At 41.4% G+C, this 21,958-nt stretch carries 20 protein-coding genes; 14 read left to right on the plus strand and 6 right to left on the minus strand.

The genetic code is table 11. From position 1 onward, the window contains the following. Positions 1-4 precede the first annotated feature (4 nt). The 5 genes from AC1DXF_RS15810 to AC1DXF_RS15830 are packed head-to-tail and all read left to right on the plus strand — an operon-like array spanning position 5 to position 5,950. The gene (locus AC1DXF_RS15810; protein ID WP_477449690.1) at positions 5-1,342 is read left to right on the plus strand and encodes a lipopolysaccharide biosynthesis protein; all 1,338 of its coding nucleotides are present in this window, start codon (positions 5-7) and stop codon (positions 1,340-1,342) included. A gap of 16 nt (positions 1,343-1,358) precedes the next feature. Beyond that, the gene (locus AC1DXF_RS15815) at positions 1,359-2,579 is read left to right on the plus strand and encodes a glycosyltransferase (RefSeq protein WP_477449691.1); all 1,221 of its coding nucleotides are present in this window, start codon (positions 1,359-1,361) and stop codon (positions 2,577-2,579) included. A gap of 52 nt (positions 2,580-2,631) precedes the next feature. Then, positions 2,632-3,831 (plus strand): glycosyltransferase family 2 protein, encoded by a 1,200-nt coding sequence (locus AC1DXF_RS15820; protein WP_477449692.1) that lies wholly within the window; start codon positions 2,632-2,634, stop codon positions 3,829-3,831. Between the two features lie 23 nt (positions 3,832-3,854). Beyond that, positions 3,855-4,778, plus strand: a complete 924-nt coding sequence (locus tag AC1DXF_RS15825) for a glycosyltransferase family 2 protein (RefSeq protein WP_477449693.1) — start codon at positions 3,855-3,857, stop codon at positions 4,776-4,778. Continuing rightward, positions 4,775-5,950 (plus strand): glycosyltransferase family 2 protein, encoded by a 1,176-nt coding sequence (locus AC1DXF_RS15830; RefSeq protein WP_477449694.1) that lies wholly within the window; start codon positions 4,775-4,777, stop codon positions 5,948-5,950. The genes AC1DXF_RS15825 and AC1DXF_RS15830 overlap by 4 nt, the downstream gene beginning before the upstream one ends. Positions 5,951-6,108: 158 nt before the next feature. Here the strand turns inward: AC1DXF_RS15830 and AC1DXF_RS15835 are convergent, their stop codons facing one another. Further along, positions 6,109-6,834, minus strand: coding sequence for a glycosyltransferase family 2 protein (locus tag AC1DXF_RS15835; RefSeq protein WP_477449695.1), 726 nt, complete (start codon positions 6,832-6,834; stop codon positions 6,109-6,111). An 82-nt stretch (positions 6,835-6,916) separates the two neighbouring features. Between AC1DXF_RS15835 and pbpC the strand changes: the two genes are divergently transcribed. From pbpC to AC1DXF_RS15880, 9 genes are all read left to right on the plus strand, one after another. Then, the gene (gene pbpC, locus AC1DXF_RS15840; protein WP_477449696.1) at positions 6,917-9,307 is read left to right on the plus strand and encodes a penicillin-binding protein 1C; all 2,391 of its coding nucleotides are present in this window, start codon (positions 6,917-6,919) and stop codon (positions 9,305-9,307) included. A 274-nt stretch (positions 9,308-9,581) separates the two neighbouring features. Then, positions 9,582-10,295 (plus strand): 3'-5' exonuclease, encoded by a 714-nt coding sequence (locus tag AC1DXF_RS15845; RefSeq protein WP_477449697.1) that lies wholly within the window; start codon positions 9,582-9,584, stop codon positions 10,293-10,295. Next, positions 10,295-12,007 carry an ABC transporter ATP-binding protein gene (locus AC1DXF_RS15850; protein ID WP_477449698.1) on the plus strand — a complete coding sequence of 571 codons (1,713 nt, stop codon included), beginning with the start codon at positions 10,295-10,297 and terminating at the stop codon, positions 12,005-12,007. Before AC1DXF_RS15845 ends, AC1DXF_RS15850 begins: the two co-directional genes overlap by 1 nt. Before the next feature lie 123 nt (positions 12,008-12,130). Further along, on the plus strand, positions 12,131-12,370 hold the full coding sequence (locus AC1DXF_RS15855; protein WP_477449699.1) for a hypothetical protein: 240 nt from the start codon (positions 12,131-12,133) through the stop codon (positions 12,368-12,370). Then, positions 12,352-12,732 carry a type II toxin-antitoxin system VapC family toxin gene (locus AC1DXF_RS15860; RefSeq protein ID WP_477449700.1) on the plus strand — a complete coding sequence of 127 codons (381 nt, stop codon included), beginning with the start codon at positions 12,352-12,354 and terminating at the stop codon, positions 12,730-12,732. The genes AC1DXF_RS15855 and AC1DXF_RS15860 overlap by 19 nt, the downstream gene beginning before the upstream one ends. Positions 12,733-12,805: 73 nt before the next feature. Continuing rightward, positions 12,806-14,944 (plus strand): ribonuclease R, encoded by a 2,139-nt coding sequence (gene rnr / locus AC1DXF_RS15865; protein WP_477449701.1) that lies wholly within the window; start codon positions 12,806-12,808, stop codon positions 14,942-14,944. A 105-nt stretch (positions 14,945-15,049) separates the two neighbouring features. After that, positions 15,050-16,024 (plus strand): polyprenyl synthetase family protein, encoded by a 975-nt coding sequence (locus AC1DXF_RS15870; RefSeq protein ID WP_477449702.1) that lies wholly within the window; start codon positions 15,050-15,052, stop codon positions 16,022-16,024. 75 nt (positions 16,025-16,099) lie between these two features. After that, positions 16,100-16,549, plus strand: a complete 450-nt coding sequence (locus AC1DXF_RS15875) for an energy transducer TonB (RefSeq protein ID WP_477449703.1) — start codon at positions 16,100-16,102, stop codon at positions 16,547-16,549. Positions 16,550-16,562: 13 nt separating this feature from the next. After that, positions 16,563-18,155, plus strand: coding sequence for a M1 family metallopeptidase (locus AC1DXF_RS15880; RefSeq protein WP_477449704.1), 1,593 nt, complete (start codon positions 16,563-16,565; stop codon positions 18,153-18,155). A 79-nt stretch (positions 18,156-18,234) separates the two neighbouring features. Here the strand turns inward: AC1DXF_RS15880 and rpmA are convergent, their stop codons facing one another. The 5 genes from rpmA to AC1DXF_RS15905 all read right to left on the minus strand — a co-directional run bounded on the left by rpmA (position 18,235) and on the right by AC1DXF_RS15905 (position 21,448). Beyond that, the gene (gene rpmA, locus AC1DXF_RS15885) at positions 18,235-18,624 is read right to left on the minus strand and encodes a 50S ribosomal protein L27 (protein WP_477449705.1); all 390 of its coding nucleotides are present in this window, start codon (positions 18,622-18,624) and stop codon (positions 18,235-18,237) included. A 50-nt stretch (positions 18,625-18,674) separates the two neighbouring features. Continuing rightward, complete coding sequence (rplU, locus tag AC1DXF_RS15890) at positions 18,675-18,983, minus strand: 50S ribosomal protein L21 (protein WP_090650782.1); 309 nt, start codon at positions 18,981-18,983, stop codon at positions 18,675-18,677. Between the two features lie 75 nt (positions 18,984-19,058). After that, positions 19,059-19,475: a hypothetical protein gene (locus AC1DXF_RS15895; protein ID WP_477449706.1), complete on the minus strand. Its 417-nt coding sequence runs from the start codon at positions 19,473-19,475 to the stop codon at positions 19,059-19,061. A 138-nt stretch (positions 19,476-19,613) separates the two neighbouring features. Then, positions 19,614-19,991 (minus strand): four helix bundle protein, encoded by a 378-nt coding sequence (locus tag AC1DXF_RS15900; RefSeq protein WP_477449707.1) that lies wholly within the window; start codon positions 19,989-19,991, stop codon positions 19,614-19,616. Between the two features lie 80 nt (positions 19,992-20,071). Next, a complete protein-coding gene (locus tag AC1DXF_RS15905; protein ID WP_477449708.1) occupies positions 20,072-21,448 on the minus strand; it encodes a dicarboxylate/amino acid:cation symporter in 1,377 nt (458 codons plus the stop codon). Positions 21,449-21,958 lie beyond the last annotated feature (510 nt).

Genomic DNA, 21,958 nt, shown 5'->3' on the forward strand with positions numbered 1-21,958 from the left:
AGCCATGCGGTTTATACAAAAACTTATTAATAAGCATACACTTTCGTTAGCAAGTAACGCTATTATGCCGGTTTTGGGTATGGCCATATTGGGTTTAATGGCACGCCATCTATCTAAAGCCGACTTTGGCGATTATATATTTTTCCTGGTTGTATTTAACCTTGCCGATACGTTCAGGACCGGTTTTTTGCAAACATCACTTATAAAATACTACGCCGGCGCCAGCCCGGAAAGGGCAGCAAACATAGCTGGATCGGCCTGGTATATTGGCTTAATTATAGTAGTTACTTTTGGATTAGGTAATTTATTGTTGTTTATTTTTCTTTCGTACACCGGCGCAAGCCCCAATATGTTCCTCATCACAAAATGGCTTGGTGTTGTTTACCTATGTTCGCTTCCAACTACCATAACCACCTGGTTATTACAGGCCGGGCAGCGTTTTGACAGGCTTTTTTTGGTGCAGTTAATTAACCAGGGCGGCTTTTTCCTTTTTATATTATTGCTGATTGTAACCGGTCACATCAGTTTACAAAATTCAATTTATTGCTATTGTTTAAATAGTATTATCAGCAGCCTTATCGCAATTTTTACCGGCTGGGCAAAAATAAAAACAATTGCCAGCAAGAGCTGGGCATCAATAAAAGAGATGGCTCACTTTGGTAAATATAGTGTTGGCACATCAATCAGCTCATATTTGCTGCGCAGTTCAGATACCATTATCATTAAAATGATGTTCCCGTCCTATTTACTCGGCGTATATTATATTCCGCAAAGGCTGATGGAGATATTTGAGATCCCCTTAAGGGCCTTTATCGCCACGGCATTGCCTGTTATGTCGGCCTCGGTACATCGTGACGACAAAAAGCATGTAGCCTACATTATGAAAAAATATGCAGGGATGCTTACAATCGCGCTGATACCTGTAGCTATAGCCTCCTTTTTATTGGCCGACATAATTATCGGTTTATTATTCGGCGCCGATTACAAGCACTCGGATGCAGGCAACATTTTCAGGATATTTATGTGTTTTGTTATGCTGCTTCCTATTGATAGATTTTTTGGAATAACATTGGATATTATCGGGCAACCGCAATTAAATATGATAAAAGTCTTTATCATGTTAACCATCAATGTAATTGCCGATTTTGCAGGGATATTCATTTTTCATAATTTATATGGCGTGGCCATAGCGTCAATTTTTACTTTCTTTTCGGGGGCCATTTTTGGTTACTGGGCCCTTAAAAAGCATTTACAATTTTCTGTTAGGGACATGTTTTATTTAGGATATCTTGAATTGAACGAACTTATCAGCACAACATACAAAAAAATCAGGAACAGGTAAACAAGGCAATTTCAGCATGGAGCTCAGGAACCGTAATATCATCATATTTTCACAGATGCAGTTTGATGGACGCCTGGAGTCAACAAATTACACTTTGGCAAAGTACCTGGCTAAAAACAATAACGTATACTACGTAGACAGGCCCTTTACCTGGAGGGATTATGTGATGTATAAAGATACGCCTGCCTTTAAAATCAGAAAGCCGCATTTCTTTTCATCATCCGATAGCATTATTGAAACAGAAATACCCAACCTTAAAATAGTGATTTGCCCTCCGGTGCCATCCATTAATATGTTGCCAGAGGGGAAAACATATCGCCTGGCTGTAAAAATGAATGAACTGATAGTTGCATCGCGATTAAAAAAAGTAATAAAACAATTCAACATCACCGATTACATTTACATCAACTCATACAACTACACCTACCCCAACTTTCATAATTTAATAAAGCCATTGCTCACGGTTTACCACTGCGTCGACCCGCTGATAGAGGTTTACCAAACCAGGCATGGTTTAATATCCGAAGATATTGTTGTTAAAAACGTGGACCTGGTAATTTGCACCAGCAAAGAATTAAGGAACAAAAAGCTCAAGCTAAACCCTAACACACACCTTATTCCAAACGCAGCAAACATCAACCATAGCCAAAAAGCGCTTGATCCTGAATTGTCTGTAGCAGCGGTTTTATTGGGCATTGGCAAACCAATAATAGGATACTTTGGCAACATTGAGCGCCGGGTTGATTACAATTTGCTCAAAGAATTATTAGACCAAAACCCCGATAAAAATTTTGCGTTTGTAGGCCCCGTGGATAATAATTATGCTGATATGTCGGTATTTGAACGTACCAATGCTTTTTTAACAGGAGGAGTGCCTTATGAGCAAATGCCCGCAGTGTTAAAAGGTTTTGATGTAGCCATTATTCCTTTTAAAAAAGATGAGGTAAGCAGTTCTATTTTCCCGTTGAAGCTTTTTGAATATCTTGGTTCAGGCAAACCAACGGTATCATCCAATTTTAATACCGATTTAAAAGACTTTACAAAGGATACAGTTGCTTACTGCAAAACTGCCGAAGAATTTACCATAGCCATAAACGATGCTTTAAATGACACGCCCGAATTGCAGAAAAAAAGACTTGCAGTGGCCGCCGAAAACACCTGGGAACACCGGGTTATTGAGATAGAAAAACTTTTGGCATTAAATTTAGAGCTAAAGCTTAAAGCGATAAATCAATAATAACGCAACTTTTTTATTAAAATACAGTAAAAGTTATAAAACATAATAAACAATGGAGATCATCAAGTTTATTGCTTCGGTAATCATGTGGGCGGCTTTTATATACCTGGGAATATATTGCCTGTACCTTTTTATCTTCTCGGTTTTAGGGAAATTAGTACCTATAAAATATCCTCCGGTTGCTACTTCATTAAGCAAATTTGTTATATACATCTGCGCTTATAAAGAAGATGAAATTTTATTAAATTCTGCAGCAAACGCGTTAACGCTTGATTACCCTGCCGACAAATTTCATGTATGTGTTATAGCCGATTCGCTTAAGCCCGAAACTTTGGTGAAGCTAAGGCAGATGCCGTTGCAGGTTGTTGAGGTGTTTTTTGAAAACAGCACCAAATCAAAAGCGCTGAACAAAGCCATTGAAAATACGGTGCCCGGATTTGACGCGGCCATAGTTTATGATATTGACAACGTAGCTGCGCCCGACTTTTTGTACCAGATAAACAACTACCTCCAGGCAGGCGAAAAGGTAGTACAAGGCCACAGAATAGCCAAAAACAGCAATACCAAGGTAGCGGTGCTTGACGGCATAAGTGAAGAGATTAACAACCACATTTTCAGGAAGGCACAACGGGTTTTTAACCTTTCGGCTGCTATTATTGGTTCGGGAATGGCGCTGGAATATAGCTTATTCAAAACTACCATGAGCCAGATTGACGCTGTTGGGGGCTTTGATAAAGAAATGGGCCTGATACTTACCCGCCAGAAAATTGGCGTTGCCTACGCCGAAAAAGCATATGTATATGATGAGAAGGTAAGCAACCCCGAAGTATTTAAAAAACAGCGTAAAAGATGGCTTTCGGCCCAGTTTAACCTGTTGCGTAAATACGGCATGAGCGGCTTTAGCGAATTATTTTTGAGAGGTAACTTTGACTATTTTAACGAAATATACCAAATGTCGATATTACCAAGGGTGTTGATGCTGGGATTGATGCCTTTTATGTTATTCATTTCATTATTCCTGTGGTGGTTAACGCCGGGCGTTGGGCCGTCATGGCAATTGTGGGGGCTTGCCACCTTATGCTGCTATGTTGGTATTCTTGCTGCTATACCAGGCCCCTACTTTAACATCCAATTGCTGAAAGCTGCACTTAAGCTGCCGCTGATATTTTTCACTATGTTGTTGCTGTTATTCAAGTTAAAGGGCGCCAACAAAAAATTCATACATACCACACATGACCATACTGCTGCTTAGTAGCATGTACATTAACAGCATAGATGAAAAAAGTATCTGTTGTAACCGTAAATTTTAACCAGCCGGCAGTTACCGAAGAGTTGCTGTCATCCATAGAAAAAAACAACGCCTACGCCAACCTGGAAATAATTGTGGTGGATAACGCCAGCAAAATAAACCCGGTACCCGGATGGCTGGCAAAATATCCCGACATGAAATCCATCCGGTCGGATATTAACCTGGGCTTTGCGGGTGGTAATAACCTGGGCATTAAACAGGCCACCGGCGATTATATTTTCCTGGTTAATAACGATACCGAATTTACTCCCGGACTGATAGATAGCCTGGTAGATACTTTAGAAACACATGATGATGTAGGTATCATCTCGCCTATGATAAAATATTATAGCGACAAGGGTTTAATTCAATATGCCGGCTATACGCCTATGGATTATTACACCTGCCGCAACAGTTGCATTGGATTAAAACAAAAAGACCAGGGGCAGTTTAATCATATTATAGGGCCAACGGCCTACTGCCATGGAGCGGCCATGATGGTAAAAAAAGAAGCTATTGACAAAGCCGGGCTCATGGCCGAAAATTTTTTCCTGTATTACGAAGAAGTAGACTGGTGCGAAATGATCAAGAGGGCCGGTTACACGGCCTGGGTAAATACAGACGCGTTGATTTATCATAAAGAATCGACATCCGTAGGCAAAAAAAGTAAGCTCAAGGAATATTTCATGAACCGCAACCGCATTTTGTTTACGCGGCGTAATGCCCCACTGTATAAAAAGGTATTCTTTTTTGTTTACTTCCTGTTGCTGGTAGTGCCGCGTAACCTGGTAGCTTATATAAAAAACAAAAATTACAATTTTATATCCATGCTTTTTAAAGCAGTTTGGTGGAATTTAACCCACTCAAAAAACAGCACCAACTTAGGTTACCCCATAAATACTATAGCATGAAAATAATTTTACTGTTAAGCCTATTTATTGTGTTTTATACGTTTGCAGGATACGGCATCCTGCTATACTTTATTATAAAACTGAAAAGAATGGTGAGGGGGCCGAAAAAACCTATCGCCGAGGATTTGAGCGCCCTCCCAACCTGCACCCTGGTTGTGGCAGCCTATAACGAAGAGTTTTTTATAAAAGAAAAAATAGCCAATAGCTTGTTGCTTAACTACCCCGCCGGTAAATTAAAAATCATTTTTATCACCGATGGCTCGTCGGATAACACGCCGGGGATTATTGCCGGATATCCCCAAATTCAGCTTTTACATCAGCCGCAGCGCGCGGGCAAAATAGCTGCCGTACATCGTGCTATGGAGTTTGTGAATACAGACGCCGTTGTTTTCACCGATGCCAACACCTTTTTGAACAAAGATGCGCTGATAAAGATTTGCAGGCATTACGCCGACCCGACCGTTGGCGCGGTGGCCGGCGAAAAACGCGTGCATTTTGATGAAAACGCCGATGCAAGCGCTGCCGGCGAAGGTTTTTACTGGAAATATGAATCGGCACTTAAAAAGTGGGATTCTGAATTATATTCGGTTGTTGGTGCAGCCGGTGAACTGTTCAGCGTAAGGCGTTCGCTTTACCTACCGGTACAGGCCGATACGGTATTGGATGATTTTATGATATCGATGCTGATTGCCGAAAAGGGCTATCGCATTGTTTATGAACCTGAAGCCTATGCCACCGAAACTGCATCGGCAAATGTATCTGAAGAGTTAAAACGGAAAATCCGGATAGCGGCCGGTGGTATCCAATCCATATTGCGTTTAAAAAGTTTGTTTAATCCTTTCCCTTACCCAATACTATCGTTCCAGTACATCAGCCACCGGGTACTGCGGTGGACAATTACGCCTTTCCTACTCATCTTATCGTTTGTGCTGAATATTGCCCTGGCTTTTGAGCCCGGCGCAACCGGATGGCAGTTGCTGCTGTTTGCCCAGGTACTATTTTACCTGCTGGCATTTTTAGGTTATATCATGGAGAAAAAACAGTTGCGCATAAAAGTATTGTTTATTCCCTATTATTTTTGCGTGATGAATTACGCCGTATTGGCCGGCATCATCAGGTACTTTACCACCACCCAAAGTGCCGTTTGGGAAAAAGCACAACGCCGCCAATAATAATTTTCGATGATTTTTTAACAAACCGGCAGCATTAAAATTGATTAAAAAAAGCCGGATAAGGGTTGTTTGCTAAAACTGCATAAAAGTTGCACTTCTTTGAAATAAACTTGTCAAAAAATGTATGATTTGTGTGGTTTACTGCTACTTTTTTAAAGCTATTTACTTTTAAACAGCCCGTATTTTAGTATACAGTATATAGCCCTCACGCCGTCCTTCCAACCTATTTTTTTACCTTCTTCGTAGGTCCGGCCATAGTAAGAAATCCCCACTTCATAAATCCGGATTTTGGGAACCCTGGATATTTTGATGGTAACCTCCGGCTCAAACCCAAAGCGTTTTTCGGTAAGGGGGATGGCCTGTATCAACCTGGTATCAAACAGTTTATAACAGGTTTCCATATCCGTAAGGTTAAGGTTGCTAAACATATTTGATGCAAAAGTGAGCCACCTGTTGCCTATGGTATGCCAGAAAAACAAAATGCGGTGCGGATTGCTCCCCATAAACCTGGAGCCGTAAACAACATCGGCAAAACCGTTGACTACTGGTTTCAGCAAGTCGTTATATTCAGCCGGATCATACTCTAAATCAGCATCTTGTATAATAAGATATTCGCCCGTTGCTTTTGATATGCCGGTGTGCAGGGCCGCACCTTTGCCTTTATTTACCTCGTGTTTAAAATACTGGATATTTACATCCGGGTTGGATTGTTGGTAGGAACTAATGGCAAGCTCGGTATGGTCTGTTGAACAGTCGTTTACAATAATAATTTCTTTTTGGACATCATTAGTCAGGTTAACCGCTTTAATTTTATCCAAAATTAAATGTATGGTGTTACCTTCGTTATAAGCCGGGATAATAATTGAAAGTTTTTGTATGCCCATTATCGTTGTTTATCAAAAAATCCGGTTTCGGATATGGTAGTGATATAAAGCTTAGTTATATCTTTATTGAAAATATTATTTAATGCAAACTGTATTAAAACGGATAAAAATTTACTTAAAAAAACCAAAAGTAATATTTCTGCTCGTATTCCTGTTCGTTTTAACCGTGTTGTTTTGGTTTTGTTTGCCAAAACCTCTATTTAAAAGTCCTACATCCTATGTAATTGACGATAGCCAGGGCCAATTATTGGGCGCATCTATAGCAAAAGATGGCCAGTGGCGTTTTCCGTATAATGATAGCGTACCGGAAAAGTTCAAACAGTGTATCATTGCCTTTGAGGATAAACGCTTTGAACACCATCCCGGTTTTGATGCCCTGGCTTTTGGACGCGCCATCAAACAAAACCTGAGCTCAAAAAAAATAACCAGCGGCGGCAGCACACTTACTATGCAGGTTATAAGGCTGGCTACCAAACACAAACGCAACATTTGGAATAAGTTATTAGAAATTTTCATGGCGCTCCGGCTGGAGCTTACACACAATAAAAACCAGATACTTGCCCTTTACGCCAGCAATGCCCCATTCGGCACCAATGTTATTGGCCTTGATGCCGCCTCCTGGCGCTATTTCGGCCGCAGCCCCGATAAACTTTCATGGGGCGAAATGGCAACCATGGCAGTACTGCCCAATGCCCCATCTTTGGTACACCCCGGCAGGAACCGGCAAACCTTACTTAACAAACGAAACAGGTTGCTTAACAAGCTTTATAAACAGGGTGTTATTGATAGTACAACTGCCGCTTTGGCGCAGTTAGAACCCGTGCCCGAAAGGCCAATACCCCTGCCTTCCCTTGCACCACACCTGCTGCAACGTTTTAAAAATGACTACGCCGCCAGGCCAGCGGGCGATACCCGTATCCGTACAAGTGTTCGTTCGGCACTGCAACAGCAGGTTAATGATGTATTGGAGCACCACCACCAGGTATTAAAGGCTAATGACATTAACAATATTGCCGCTATAGTGCTGGATGTTGAAACGGGTGAAACGTTGGCCTATGCAGGTAACATCACCCATCATGAAGACCCGCAAATGGAAAGCGATGTAGATGTAATTGACGCGCCGCGCAGCCCCGGCAGTACCTTGAAGCCACTGCTATATGCCTCGGCAATACATAACGGGTTAATATTGCCCAACAGTTTACTGCCCGATGTACCCACATTGATTGCAGGCTATCATCCGGAGAACTTTGATATGGGGTATGATGGCGCGGTACCTGCCTCAAAGGCTTTGGCAAGATCACTGAACATACCAGCCGTAAAATTACTGCAACAGTATAAATTCGAAAAGTTTTACGACTTTTTGCATAAAATGGGTATCACAACCTTAACCAAACCGGCAAATCATTACGGACTATCGTTGATACTGGGTGGCGGCGAAAACACGCTTTGGGAACTTACCGGCGCTTATGCGGACATGGCCAGGGTGCTTAATCATTATAATAAATACGACGGCAATTACGATCCTGCCGATTTTCATAGCCCTGTTTATAATAAACAAGATGCCACGAGGCCCGATCTGGAAAAATCTGGCCTGCTTGATGCCGCTTCTATCTATAGCACTTTCCAGGCCATGGAAGAAGTAATGAGGCCAGGCGAAGAAATGTTATGGCAGCAATTCAGCTCGAGCCAGCGCGTAGCCTGGAAAACGGGAACAAGCTTTGGTTTCAGGGATGGCTGGGCCATTGGCGTAACCCCAAGGTATGTGGTAGGCGTTTGGGTAGGGAACACCGATGGCGAAGGCAGACCGGGTTTAACAGGTATCAATACCGCTGCCCCTGCCCTGTTCGAGATTTTTAGATTATTGCCTGCATCAAAAGATTGGTTTGAAATGCCAATCGGCGAAATGGTAAAAATTGACGTTTGCAGGCAAAGCGGCTATCGTACCGGCCAATACTGCCAGGATATTGACCAGGTGCTGGTTCCTAAAACCGGCTTAAGGGCGCCTGTTTGCCCTTATCACCAGCTTATTCATCTATCCGCCGATGGACAATACCAGGTAAATGGTAATTGCGAACCACCAGATCAGATACTCAATAAAAAATGGTTTGTGCTGCCGCCATCTATGGAGTATTATTATAAATCCCGAAATTATCAGTACCATGTGCTTCCGCCGTTTCGGGCAGACTGCTCCCAAACCGAAAACGGTAATACCATGGAGGTAATTTACCCCAAAGATGGCGCAAAAATATACATCCCCCTTGAAGCTGATGGTACCCGCGGCCGGATGATTTGTAACGCCGCACATCGCCTGCCGGGCATGAAAATATTTTGGCACCTGGATGATCAGTATATCGGTACTACCAAAGATTTCCACCAGATGGCTTTAAATCCGCCGCCAGGCAAGCACATACTTACCCTGGTTGATGGCAATGGCAACACTGTTAACGTGAGGTTTGAAATATTGAGTAAGTGAGTTGTGAGTTGTGAGTTGTGAGTTGTGAGTTGTGAGTTGTGAGTTGTGAGTTGTGAGTTGTGAGTTGTGAGTTGTGAGTTGTGAGTTGTGAGTGAAAATTATTTCTGCGAAATAATTTTCAAAGTACTATTCCAAGAAATATAAAATGTTGATGATTTGCGGCAAATGAGTTTGGCGCCAATTGGTAATATTACAAACGTATAACTTAAAACATACCACGTAAAACCTATCAAACTAAAACATTCATTATATTGCTCCATAAAATTAATACACGATGCTTGAGCAGTACGACCTGCATAATTTATTGGTAATCGATATTGAAACGGTACCCCAATATGGTACACATGATGAAGTGCCCGAGCATTTCAAAAAGCTCTGGGACTTAAAAACACAATATCAGCGTAAAGATGAAACGCCCGAAGAATATTACCAACGCGCCGGTATCTGGGCCGAATTTGGTAAGATAGTATGTATATCTGTCGGGGTTTTCACTAAGGGAAAAGAAAATATAGGTTTGCGGGTAAAGTCGTTCGCGGGGCATAATGAAAAAGAATTGCTCATCAACTTTTCGGCTTTGTTGTTTAGCCAGCCTGCTAACCTGGTCCTGGTAGCACATAACGGTAAAGAGTTTGACTATCCCTATATATGTCGACGTTTATTGATAAACGGGCTTCCTTTTCCGCCCCAGCTACAACTGGCAGGTAAAAAGCCCTGGGAAATTATCCATCTGGACACCATGGAGTTATGGAAATTTGGTGATTATAAAAATTACACGTCATTAAACCTGCTCACCGCCATTTTTGATATCCCTACCCCAAAAGACGACATTGACGGCAGCATGGTGGGACACGTTTACTGGAACGAAAACCAGCTTGACCGGATTTGCACTTATTGCCAAAAAGATGTAGTTGCTACCGCCCAACTGATAAGGCGTTATCGTGGCGAAGATTTAATAAAAGACGAAATGATAACCATAGTTGGCCAATAATGCTGAAAGTAAAAAATCTGGAGGTTGGTTTTAAAACAGGAGATGGCTTATTTAAAGCAGTAAAAAACATTTCCTTTAATTTACAAAAAGGCGAAACTATTGGGATTGTAGGCGAATCCGGTTCGGGTAAATCAGTTACCTCACTTGCTTTGATGCGGTTGTTGGATGCGGATAAAACCGTTATTACCGGGGAGGTACTTTTAAACGATGTTAGTTTGTGCAAACTATCCGAGGCTGATATGCGCCACATCAGGGGCAACCGCATGGCTATGATTTTCCAGGAGCCTATGACATCCCTTAACCCGGTGCTTACCTGCGGTTTTCAACTCGCAGAAGCTATTAGGCTACATTTGGGATTAGGCAAAGTCGAAGCAAAAAAGAAAACCATCGAACTTTTTAACGAGGTACAGCTCCCCCGCCCGGAAGCGATTTTTGATAGCTATCCGCATCAAATTTCGGGTGGACAAAAACAAAGGGTAATGATAGCGATGGCCCTATCCTGCAATCCGGAGATATTAATAGCCGACGAGCCAACTACCGCGCTTGACGTAACCGTGCAGAAAACCATCATAGAATTACTGCTTTGCCTTAAAAAAGCGCGCCAGATGAGCCTGATTTTTATTTCGCATGACCTGGGGGTTATTAAAGAAATTGCCGACCGGGTAATGGTGATGTATAAAGGTGAAATTGTTGAGGAGGCCAATACAATAGATCTATTCAATCATCCCAGCCATCCATACACTAAAGGCCTATTGGCATGCAGGCCATCACCCAATCAACATCTAAAGAAACTGCCGATAGTTGCCGATTTTTTTAATGCAGATAATATCCAAAATAAATCGTCGGTAACTATCGAAAACATCCGGACATTGTATCATTATCCTGAAAGTGAAATTGAAGCAAGAAGAACTGAATTATATAAGCAACAGCCCTTATTAAAGATCGATCAGCTTTCTACCTGGTTCCCGGTTAGTACCGGTTTATTAGGCATGTCAAAAAAGGTGGTTAAAGCGGTTAATAATGTAAGTTTCGAGGTTTACCCCGGCGAAACGCTTGGCCTGGTTGGCGAGTCGGGCTGCGGAAAAACAACGCTGGGTCGTACCATTTTAAGGCTGATCGAACCCACTGCGGGCAATATCAGTTTTCAAAACACCGATTTGCGGAGCTTAAGAAAGACTGACCTGCGCGAGGTGCGCCGTAATATCCAAATCATTTTCCAGGACCCTTACTCCTCCTTAAACCCCCAATTAACCGTTGGGCAATCCATATTAGAGCCCTTGCAGGTGCACCAGTTTTATGCCAATAACACTCAGCGCAAAAAACATGTGCTTGAATTATTGGAAAGGGTAAACCTGCTGCCCGAACATTTTAACCGTTATCCACATGAGTTTTCGGGAGGGCAAAGGCAGCGTATAGTAATAGCCAGGGCGCTGGCGCTACAGCCTAAGTTTATCATTTGCGACGAATCAGTTTCGGCACTTGATGTGTCTGTACAGGCACAGGTGCTTAACCTGATCCGTGAATTACAGCAGGAATTTAAGCTGACTTACATTTTCATCTCGCATGACCTTGCCGTTATTAAACATATATCCGACAGGATGATGGTGATGAATAAAGGCGAGATTATTGAAACGGGCTATCCGGATGATATTTATTACAGGCCAAAGGAGGAGTACACCAGGAATTTAATAGCGTCGATTCCGCAGGGGTAAATTATTTCAATAGATAAATCGATTGTATGAACAAATTGTCTAAATTTGTGACACATCGTAAGTATTTCATACAATTAGTGGCATTTTATTTACGAATTGTAAATATCTTGATAAGTAACTTATATGATACGCACAGTAATAACTCCTGAAAACCAAGACCCTTCAATCCATATACCGGAAAGCTACGTTGGTCGCAAGGTAGAGGTGCTAATATATGCCATTGATGAGTTGAACATAGAAGAAGTCCCTCAAAAGAAAAAGCCGTCTGATTTTAGAGGAAAATTGAACTTGACAGACGAGCAATATAAAGACTTTAAAAATCATTTAAAAGAAGTCCGCAACGAATGGAACAACGATATTTAGCGGACACCAATACAATAATTGATTATCTTGAAAACAAACTACCGCAGAAATCAATTAATTTAATTGACGATATCGAAATCAAACTGTCAGTAATATCCAGAATAGAACTATTGGTTTGGCGAAGTGCAACTGACGCCCAAATAAGCTTCTTAAATAGTTTCATAAACGCTTCGATAGTTTTTGATTTATCAGAAAATATCATACTAAAATCAATAGAGATTAGGAAAATGTATCGTCTGAAACTTCCTGACGCCATCATTGCGGCTACTGCTATAACTAATAATTTGACGCTGCTTACAAGAAACTTAAGCGATTTTAACAAGGTGACGCCCCTATCCTGCACCGATCCCTACCAGATATAAATCGCCAATTACTTCATTTCATGTCTCCCTCCCTAAATACCAAAATTCCGTATCTTAGCGCAAATACTTTTGTATGTCTAAAAAAAAGAAAAATAACTCATCTATAGTACAGGTACTTACCCAAATGGTACTTGATGTATTTGAACAAAATGGCAATACGCCGCTAAATTATAAACAGGTTTCTGCAAAATTAAACGTCCGCGATCCCGAATCGCGCGAAATTATATTTGATATTCTAAAAGATGAGGCTTTTAAATCGGTACTAAAAGAAGTTTCGCCGGGCAAATTTCAACTCCTTGAGTTAAAAACATTTATGGAAGGCAGGGTCGATCTGACGAATGACGGATCGGCATTTATAGTTACCGATGATGAACTGGAAAGCGACATTTTTGTTGCCCCGCGCAAACTCCGCAATGCATTGCACGGCGACCGTGTTAAAGTTTACGTATATGCTATAAGCAAAGGTAAACGTAAAGAAGGTGAGATTATTGAAATACTGCAGCGCGCCAAAATGGAGTTTACCGGAATTGTAAAACTATCTGAGCGTTTTGCATTTTTTATCCCGGATGACCGTAAGATGATGCACGATATTTTTATCCCGATGAGTGAGCTCAATGGCGCTAAAAATGGAATAAAAGCGGTTGCCGAAATTACCGACTGGCCGGCGGAAGCCAAAAATCCGATAGGCAGGATAAAACACATTTTGGGTGCACAGGGAGAGAATGACACCGAGATGAATGCCATCCTTGCCGAATATGGTTTTCCGCTATCCTTCCCCAAAGAGGTTGAGCACGAATCGGAAGAAATATCTGATGTGATTACCAAAGAGGAAATTGCCCGCAGAAGGGATTTCAGGGACATTACTACGTTTACGATTGACCCATTTGATGCTAAGGATTTTGATGACGCCCTATCGTTCAAAATACTTGAAAATGGCAATTACGAAGTTGGTGTACATATTGCCGATGTATCGCATTATATCGTTCCGGATTCTGCCCTTGATAAAGAGGCATTAGATCGTGCTACCTCGGTTTACCTGGTTGATAGGGTTATCCCGATGTTACCGGAACGCCTTTCAAACGGTTTGTGTTCGTTGCGCCCTAAAGAAGAAAAACTATGTTTTTCGGCAGTGTTTGAACTTGACGAGAATGCATTTATCCAAACCGAATGGTACGGCAAAACCATCATCTACTCCGACAGGCGCTTTACTTATGAAGAAGTTCAGGAAGTAATAGAAAACAAAGAAGGCGATTTTAAAGACGAGATCCTCAAACTAAACGCACTGGCCTACAAACTGCGCGACCGTAAATTTAAAAATGGCGCCATCAGCTTCGAAACTACCGAGGTTAAATTTAAACTCGACGAAGCGGGGAAACCCATTGGTGTTTACGTAAAAGAACGCAAGGACGCCCATAAACTGATCGAAGATTTTATGCTTTTGGCTAACCGTAAAGTTGCCGAGCATGTAAGTAAAATGGGCAAAGGAAAACACAAATATACCTTTGTTTATCGCGCGCATGACTCACCTAAACCAGAGGCGCTGGCTAATTTTGCGCAATTTGCTGCCAGGTTTGGTTATAAGATAAACACTAAATCAGATAAAGAAACGGCCAAGTCGTTAAATTTCCTGATGGAAGATGTGGAAGGCAAAAAAGAACAAAATGTACTTACACAGCTGGCTATCAGATCAATGGCTAAGGCTATTTATACCACAAAAGCCAGCAGCCACTATGGCCTGGCATTTGACCATTATACACACTTTACCTCTCCTATCCGCCGGTACCCCGATGTGATGGTGCACCGCCTGCTGTTCCATTATTTAAACGGCGGCCAATCAACCAATGCCGAGCATTACGAGAAGTTGTGCACACACAGTTCGCAAATGGAGAAAAAGGCCGCCGATGCCGAACGCTCGTCGGTTAAATACAAACAGGCCGAATACCTGCGCGACCAAGTTGGCAATATATTTACAGGCATTATTTCGGGCGTTACCGAATGGGGAATGTATGTGGAGATCATTGAAAATAAATGTGAAGGTATGATACGCCTGCGTGATATATCCGATGATTTTTATACTTTGGACGAGAAAAATTATTGCATCATCGGCCAGCGGAAAAAGAAAATTTACCAGTTGGGTGATGAAGTAAAAATCAGGGTTAAAAACGTTGATTTGACCAAGAAACAAATTGATTTTTCGTTAGTACAGGATTGATATTTTAGGTGAGTGGTTGATTGGGTTGATTAGGTGAGTGGTTGAATTTTTAACTCAATCAACTTAATCCAACTCAATCAACTTAATCATCCGTTAACTACAAAGATGAAACAACTTACAGAACTACATGCTTTGGTAAGCAAAGCTGTAGACGAACTTACTTTTCCAGCTTATCCTACCGATCTTTACGAACCTATAAGTTACATACTTGCATTGGGCGGCAAACGGTTGCGCCCTGCCCTGTTGCTGATGGCCTGCGACTTATTTGGCGGCGATGTGGAAAGCGCCATAGAACCAGCGCTGGCCATTGAGGTATTCCACAACTTTACCCTGATGCATGACGACATTATGGATAAAGCCCCATTGCGCCGCGGTAAAGTTACGGTGCACGAAAAATGGAACGCCAACGTGGCCATACTATCCGGCGATGCCATGATGGTGGAGGCCAACAAATTTATGATGAAAGTTGACGATGCTATTTTGCGCCGGGTAATGGACGTTTTTAATGAAACCGCCACAGGCGTATGCGAAGGCCAGCAAATTGACATGAGCTTTGAGCAGCGTAACAATGTACTCATTGATGAATACCTGGACATGATAAGGCTTAAAACCGCAGTATTATTGGGTGGTACTTTAAAAATAGGTGCCATTATTGGCGGCGCCACGTTAAACGATGCACAATTGCTGTACAGTTTTGGCGTAAACCTTGGTATTGCTTTCCAGTTACAGGATGATATCCTGGATGTATATGGCGACCCGGAAAAATTTGGCAAACAGGTTGGCGGGGATATCCTATCTAACAAAAAAACATACCTGCTGATAAAAGCGCTTGAACTGGCCAAAGGCGACCAGGCAACTGAGCTCGACAAATGGCTAAAGCTTGATGAATTTACCGCCGCCGATAAGGTAGCGGCCGTAACCGCTATTTACAACAGACTGGACATCAGAAATTATGCAGAGGATGCCATGCAAACTTATGCAGAAATGGCTTTTAACGCCCTGGATCAGATCAATCTATCAGAAGATCGCCGCCAATACTTGAGACAGTTTGCCGATAATTTACTGGTGAGGGAGTATTGATTATATTTAGATTGAGGAAACGCCCGCGAAGGTTCCACTTTTTTGGTAACGAGGAAGTATTACTATATTTAAAGTATGAAAAGCATTTACCTGTTATTTTTTTTTCTTACTTGCGCTTTAACAACGAATGCCCAGGTTTTTCAAGCTTTAAGAGTTGATAAGGCGAGCCCGACAACTACCGACGATGAGGTTTTAAAGTTAAGTGACTCGACTTACGCCTACGCCGAAAAGGCTCCTGAATTTCCTGGTGGCTATTTTAAATTTGAGGCATACATTAACAAAAACTTAAGGTGGCCTGCCGATTCTGAGGGATTTGAAGGACGTGTGCTTGTAACCTTTATAGTTGAAAAGGATGGATCTTTGACTGGGGTAAAATTGGTTGATAAGGGTTTATCAGTGTCCTTAAATAAAGAAGCGTTAAAACTGGTTGCTAAAAGCCCGAGATGGCTTCCGGGCACACAACGAAATATCCCGGTAAGGGTGCGTTATACCGTTGCAATCCCTTTTAAAACAAGCGAAAACTGATATCCATTCCCACATGAAAATATTTTACGCCGCTGCTCTGATTTTGATGCTAACAAGTCAATTGCAGGCCCAAACACTAACCTCCGGCGGCAAACTCAAACCCGAGCAAGCCATTATGGACGTGCGCCATTATACAATCTCGTTAAGCGTTGATCCAGTTCAAAAAACGATAGATGGTTACACCACTATTGATGTAATCATGGCGCAACCCACCAAAGTATTACTTTTTGACCTGTTAGACTCTTTAAAGATCAGCAACGTTTTGGTAAACGGAAAAAAGGAACCATTCACTTATCAAAACAACCTGATAACTATAAACACAACAAAAGAATTATCTGCCGGAAAGGCAAGCATTAAAGTAATATATGGAGGCAAACCTCATGTTGCCCGTCGCCCGCCATGGGATGATGGGTTTACCTGGACAAAGGATTCAACCGGCCATGCATGGGTTGCCATTACAGCCGAGGGGACAGGCGGAAAATTGTATTTCCCGTGCAAAGATCATCCCTCCGATGAGCCGAACGACGGCGTGGATATGATGATAACCGTACCTAAAGACCTGGTAGTTGCCGGCCCAGGCTTGTTGCAAAAAGTGACCAAAAGCGGCGATAAAGCTACTTATCATTGGAAAACCAATTATAGCATCAACAATTACAGCATCTTGTTTAATGTCGGCGATTATACCGTAGTAAGCAGGCCATATAAAACCGTTAACGGAACTACTGTACCCATCCAGTTTTATGTATTGAAGGAGGACGCCGCTAAGGCAAACCGCCACCTGGATATTTTCGAGCAAACCATCCGCATACAGGAAAAGTACTTTGGCGAGTATCCATGGGCCAAAGAGAAAATAGGCATAGCCGAAACTCCGCACCTGGGTATGGAGCACCAAACCATGAACGCCTATGGCAACAAATTCAGGTATAGTAAACTTGGCGGAAAGGATTTTGACTGGCTGATGCACCATGAATTTGGCCACGAATGGTGGGGCAACAAAGTAACCGCCAAAGACTGGGCCGATTACTGGATCCACGAAGGTATTTGCACCTTTGGCGACGCGATGCCCATACGGGATTTGGAAGGCGAACAAGCCTATATTAAACACTTCCAGCAAGCTGCACTTTCATTTGGCAACAAAATTCCTTTGGTAATAGGAAAAGATATCGACGAGGAAGCCGCTTATAATGGGGATATTTATGGCAAGGGCGCGTTCTTTATGCATACGCTAAGATACATCATGGGCGATACCATCTTCTTCCCTGCTATAAAAAGCTTTGTAACCAGCCCTAAATACACCTACAGCAACCTGGTTACTACGGCAGATGTGCAGGAATATTTTAGCAAAGCTGCCGATCGTGATCTTAAACCTTTGTTCGATCTGTACATTTATTCCATCAACAAACTGGAGGTTCATATAACGGCAAAACGTGGCGATAAATACCTCATTCAGCTTCAAAACATTGATATGCCGCTACCCTTGGATATTAACGTAGATGGCATTACCAAACGGTATACAACAGATAAAAAGGGTATAACTGTTACAAGTAAAACTATGCCGATAGTTGATCCGGATACTTATTATTTGAAGAAACTGATCATTGAATGATCGCCTTCATTCTTCTACATACCAAAAAAGCCCCGGTCAAATTGACCAGGGCTTTCTTATATCTATAAAGCTTTGCTAATTACTCAGCTGCTGCTTCTTCAGTATCAGCTTTCTTTGCTTTTGGTGCTGCTGTTTTTTTTGCTTTTGGAGCTTCTTCTGCAACAGGTGTTGCCTCAACTACAGCTGGCGCTGCTGCTACTTCGGCAACTGCTTCTGTAGCCGGAACAACTGAAACGTATGAACGGTTATCAGCTTTTTTGCGGAAAACTACAATACCTTCGGCTAAAGCGAATAAAGTATGATCTCTGCCGATACCTACGTTAACGCCTGGGTTGTGTTTAGTACCACGCTGACGAACGATGATGTTACCTGCAATTGCTGGCTGACCACCGAAAATTTTGATACCTAAACGTTTGCTATGCGACTCGCGGCCGTTTCTGGAACTACCGGCCCCTTTTTTGTGTGCCATTGTTTATATCTTTTATGAGCTGATAAATCGGCTCGGTTTAAAACTTTAAATTATAATGTGATACCAGTGATCTCGATCTTGGTAAATTGTTGACGGTGACCGTTTTTCTTTTTGTAGCCTTTTCTGCGTTTCTTTTTGAAAACGATTACTTTATCACCTTTTAAATGAGACAAGATCTTAGCCGATACTTTAGCGCCTTTCAAATCAGAACCTAATTTGAATGAACCTTCGTTTTCTGCTAACAATACACTGTCAAATTCAATACTAGCGCCCTCGTCACCTTGTAACCTGTGTACAAAGATCTGCTGGTCTTTTGCAACCTTAAATTGCTGTCCTGCTATACTTACTATTGCGTACATGTTTGTTAATTATTGTTTTAAAATTCGAGGTGCAAATATAGGAATTGGATATTTAATAAACAACATGACCGCCGTTTATTTTTTCAGCCTTCTTTCAGCTGTTGTTAAACTCTGGTCAATTTCCTTAATCAGTTGCTTGTTGGCATCTATCAATTTAGGGTCGCCAGCAAAGTTCGAATCAAAAACAACCCGCTTGGTTTTGGTTTTATATTTAAACTCGATAATATAACGCACAGGTTTTTCTTTAACAGTATCTCCCCTTTCGTTTGATGGAAAATCCCAGAAACCCAGGCCGGCTGCCTTGTGATGCAGGTACAACAAATCATTCTCGGTTAGTTTAATATGGGTTTTAACTAACGAATCGCGCTTATTGAGGTATTGATAGTCGCCTGTACTTGAATTAAATTTGTTAACCAACGAATCTTTCTCGCCATACTGGATAGAGATCGACTGAAAATCAGCAAACCGGTATGGCGCGTTTTTGATCATCATACCGTAATAATAAAAACAGTATAATAGGAACGGAATAACGATTGTGGAGATAAGAAATATTTTTTTGGTAGTACTGGACATTTAATTAGTGAATTAGCGAGTTAGTGAATTAGTGATTTTTGAATTATAAATTGCCTGTCATTTTTGATTTGTAGAAACTGTTTTTCTTGATGCAGATACTATTTTAAGGATTTGATTGGCTTCGTCTAATAATGATATCAGATCCGACTTATTAACTATCTGAGCTTCAATTAGTACCTCCATCCAAAATGCCGATTCATCAGCTTCTTCAACTACTATTGAAAGTTTAGAATGAAACTCAGCTTGTGATCTAGCGCGACAAGCGGCCCGATAGTTTGCACCAACGGAAGAAGCAGACCTAAGTAATTGCTTTCCAATTATTTTAGCTTCCTCAGTTTTTGGCAAAGTTTTGTAAAATTTAACATTATCGACGACAAACTTTTTTGTACGATTCCTAAATGCTTCTGCAAAATCAATATTTTCGCTACTTGCCATTTAATATAATTTTTGATGTTAACCGAAAAGCCGTTGTTTAAATCAATAAAAAATCACTAATTCACTAACTCGCTAATTCACTAACTATCAAGCTCTCCTTCCCACTTACTCACCACCGCCGTCGCCATAGCGTTACCTAACACATTGGTTGCCGACCTGCCCATATCCAATAACGGGTCTATCCCTATCAGCAGAAACAGTCCGGCTTCAGGAATATTAAACATCGATAATGTTCCGGCAATAACAACGAGTGAAGCCCTGGGCACACCGGCAACTCCTTTGCTTGTTAGCATCAGCACTAATAACATTGACAACTGATGCCCAAACGATAGATGTATATCATACGATTGCGCCAAAAACAACGATGCAAATGTCATATACATCATGCTGCCATCCAAATTAAATGAATAGCCCAATGGTAATACGAAACTCACAATTTTATTACTGCATCCAAAACGCTCCAATTCTAACAGTACTTTCGGGTAAGCAGCTTCGCTGGTTGAAGTACTGAAGGCGATCAGCATGGCATCTTTTATACTACTTATTAACCTGAAAACGGGTTTGCGCAATACAATAAAGCCTGCGAGTATAATAATGAGCCAAAGCAGCATCAGCGAAAAGTAAAACTCACCGATAAAAATTCCATAGGTTGATAATACCCCCAACCCTTGTTTTGCAATTACAGCCGTTATAGCGCCAAACACGGCAACGGGGGCCAGTTTCATCACATAGCCGGTTATTTTTAATATTACATGGGCAATGGCATCCATGGCTTTAATAACAATTTTACCTTGCTCACCTACAGCCGCTGTGGCTATGCCAAAAAACAGCGAAAACACCACAATCTGCAAAATCTCATTATCTGCCATCGATTTGATAAAGCTTGAGGGAAACACGTGCCCTATAAATTCGGTTAATGACAATGCCGATTTTTTAATGCCAGTGGTTAAATGGCTATCAGGCAAGGGCAAGTGCATGGTTTTACCTGGCTCAAATAAATTAACCAGCAACATTCCTAATAATAAAGAAACTAATGTAGCGCTAACAAACCAAAGCATCGTTTTGCCGCCTATCCGGCCTACTGCTTTAATATCGCCCACCTTGGCCACACCAACAACCAATGTGGTAAACACCAATGGTGCCACAATCATTTTTATCAAATTCAGGAAAATCTTGCTTAAAATATTAAAGCCTTCCAGTTTATCCTCTCTTAGGGTGCTATTATCCTGTTGTATTTTTACCTCGGCCTTTCTCTGTAGTTTTAGGACTTTAAAAGCCTCGGTTGTGGTATCTGCCGATGCAAGCAGCTTTTTATCGATGGTTTTAATATGAGCCTCGGCGGCACTTATATTGGTGTTAATACTGTTGATTACATTGGTGTTGTAAATATAACCTACTACTACACCGGCGATAAGGGCTATAAATATATATAGCGTAAGCTTGCTTTTCTTTTGCATCGATTTTGATCAGTCGACAAAAATACGAATTACTTCCACTAAAATTTGGAATTGCAAAGATTCTGCATTACCATTTAAGTGTACTGTCTTAATATCTATTTAAATCGGCATAGAAAACCTCCGCCTATAAAATAAAAAAGATGGGTAGCTTCAATGCTATCCATCTTTTATTTACAACTTAATGTAAACCTCTAATTATTTCGCAACTTTTTTAGCTGGAATCAAAGGCACAATGATAACTGCTAAAAATAGGGCAACTTCTAATACGATTAACATGATCTTAATTTTTTAAATGATGATTGAATTGTTGATAGGGCTTGGTACCTTATTATTTCGCAACTTTTTTAGCTGGGATTAACGGTAACACGATAACGGCTAAAAATGCGGCAACTTCTAATACGATTAACATAGTTTTATTTTTTAAGTGATTTATATATTTTATTAACACCGTGGGAAGCATATTGTCAATCACATAAATCCCTAATTTGTATGGAACTAAGTGATAAACAT

It is taken from the genome of Mucilaginibacter sp. P2_A5, assembly GCF_056404995.1.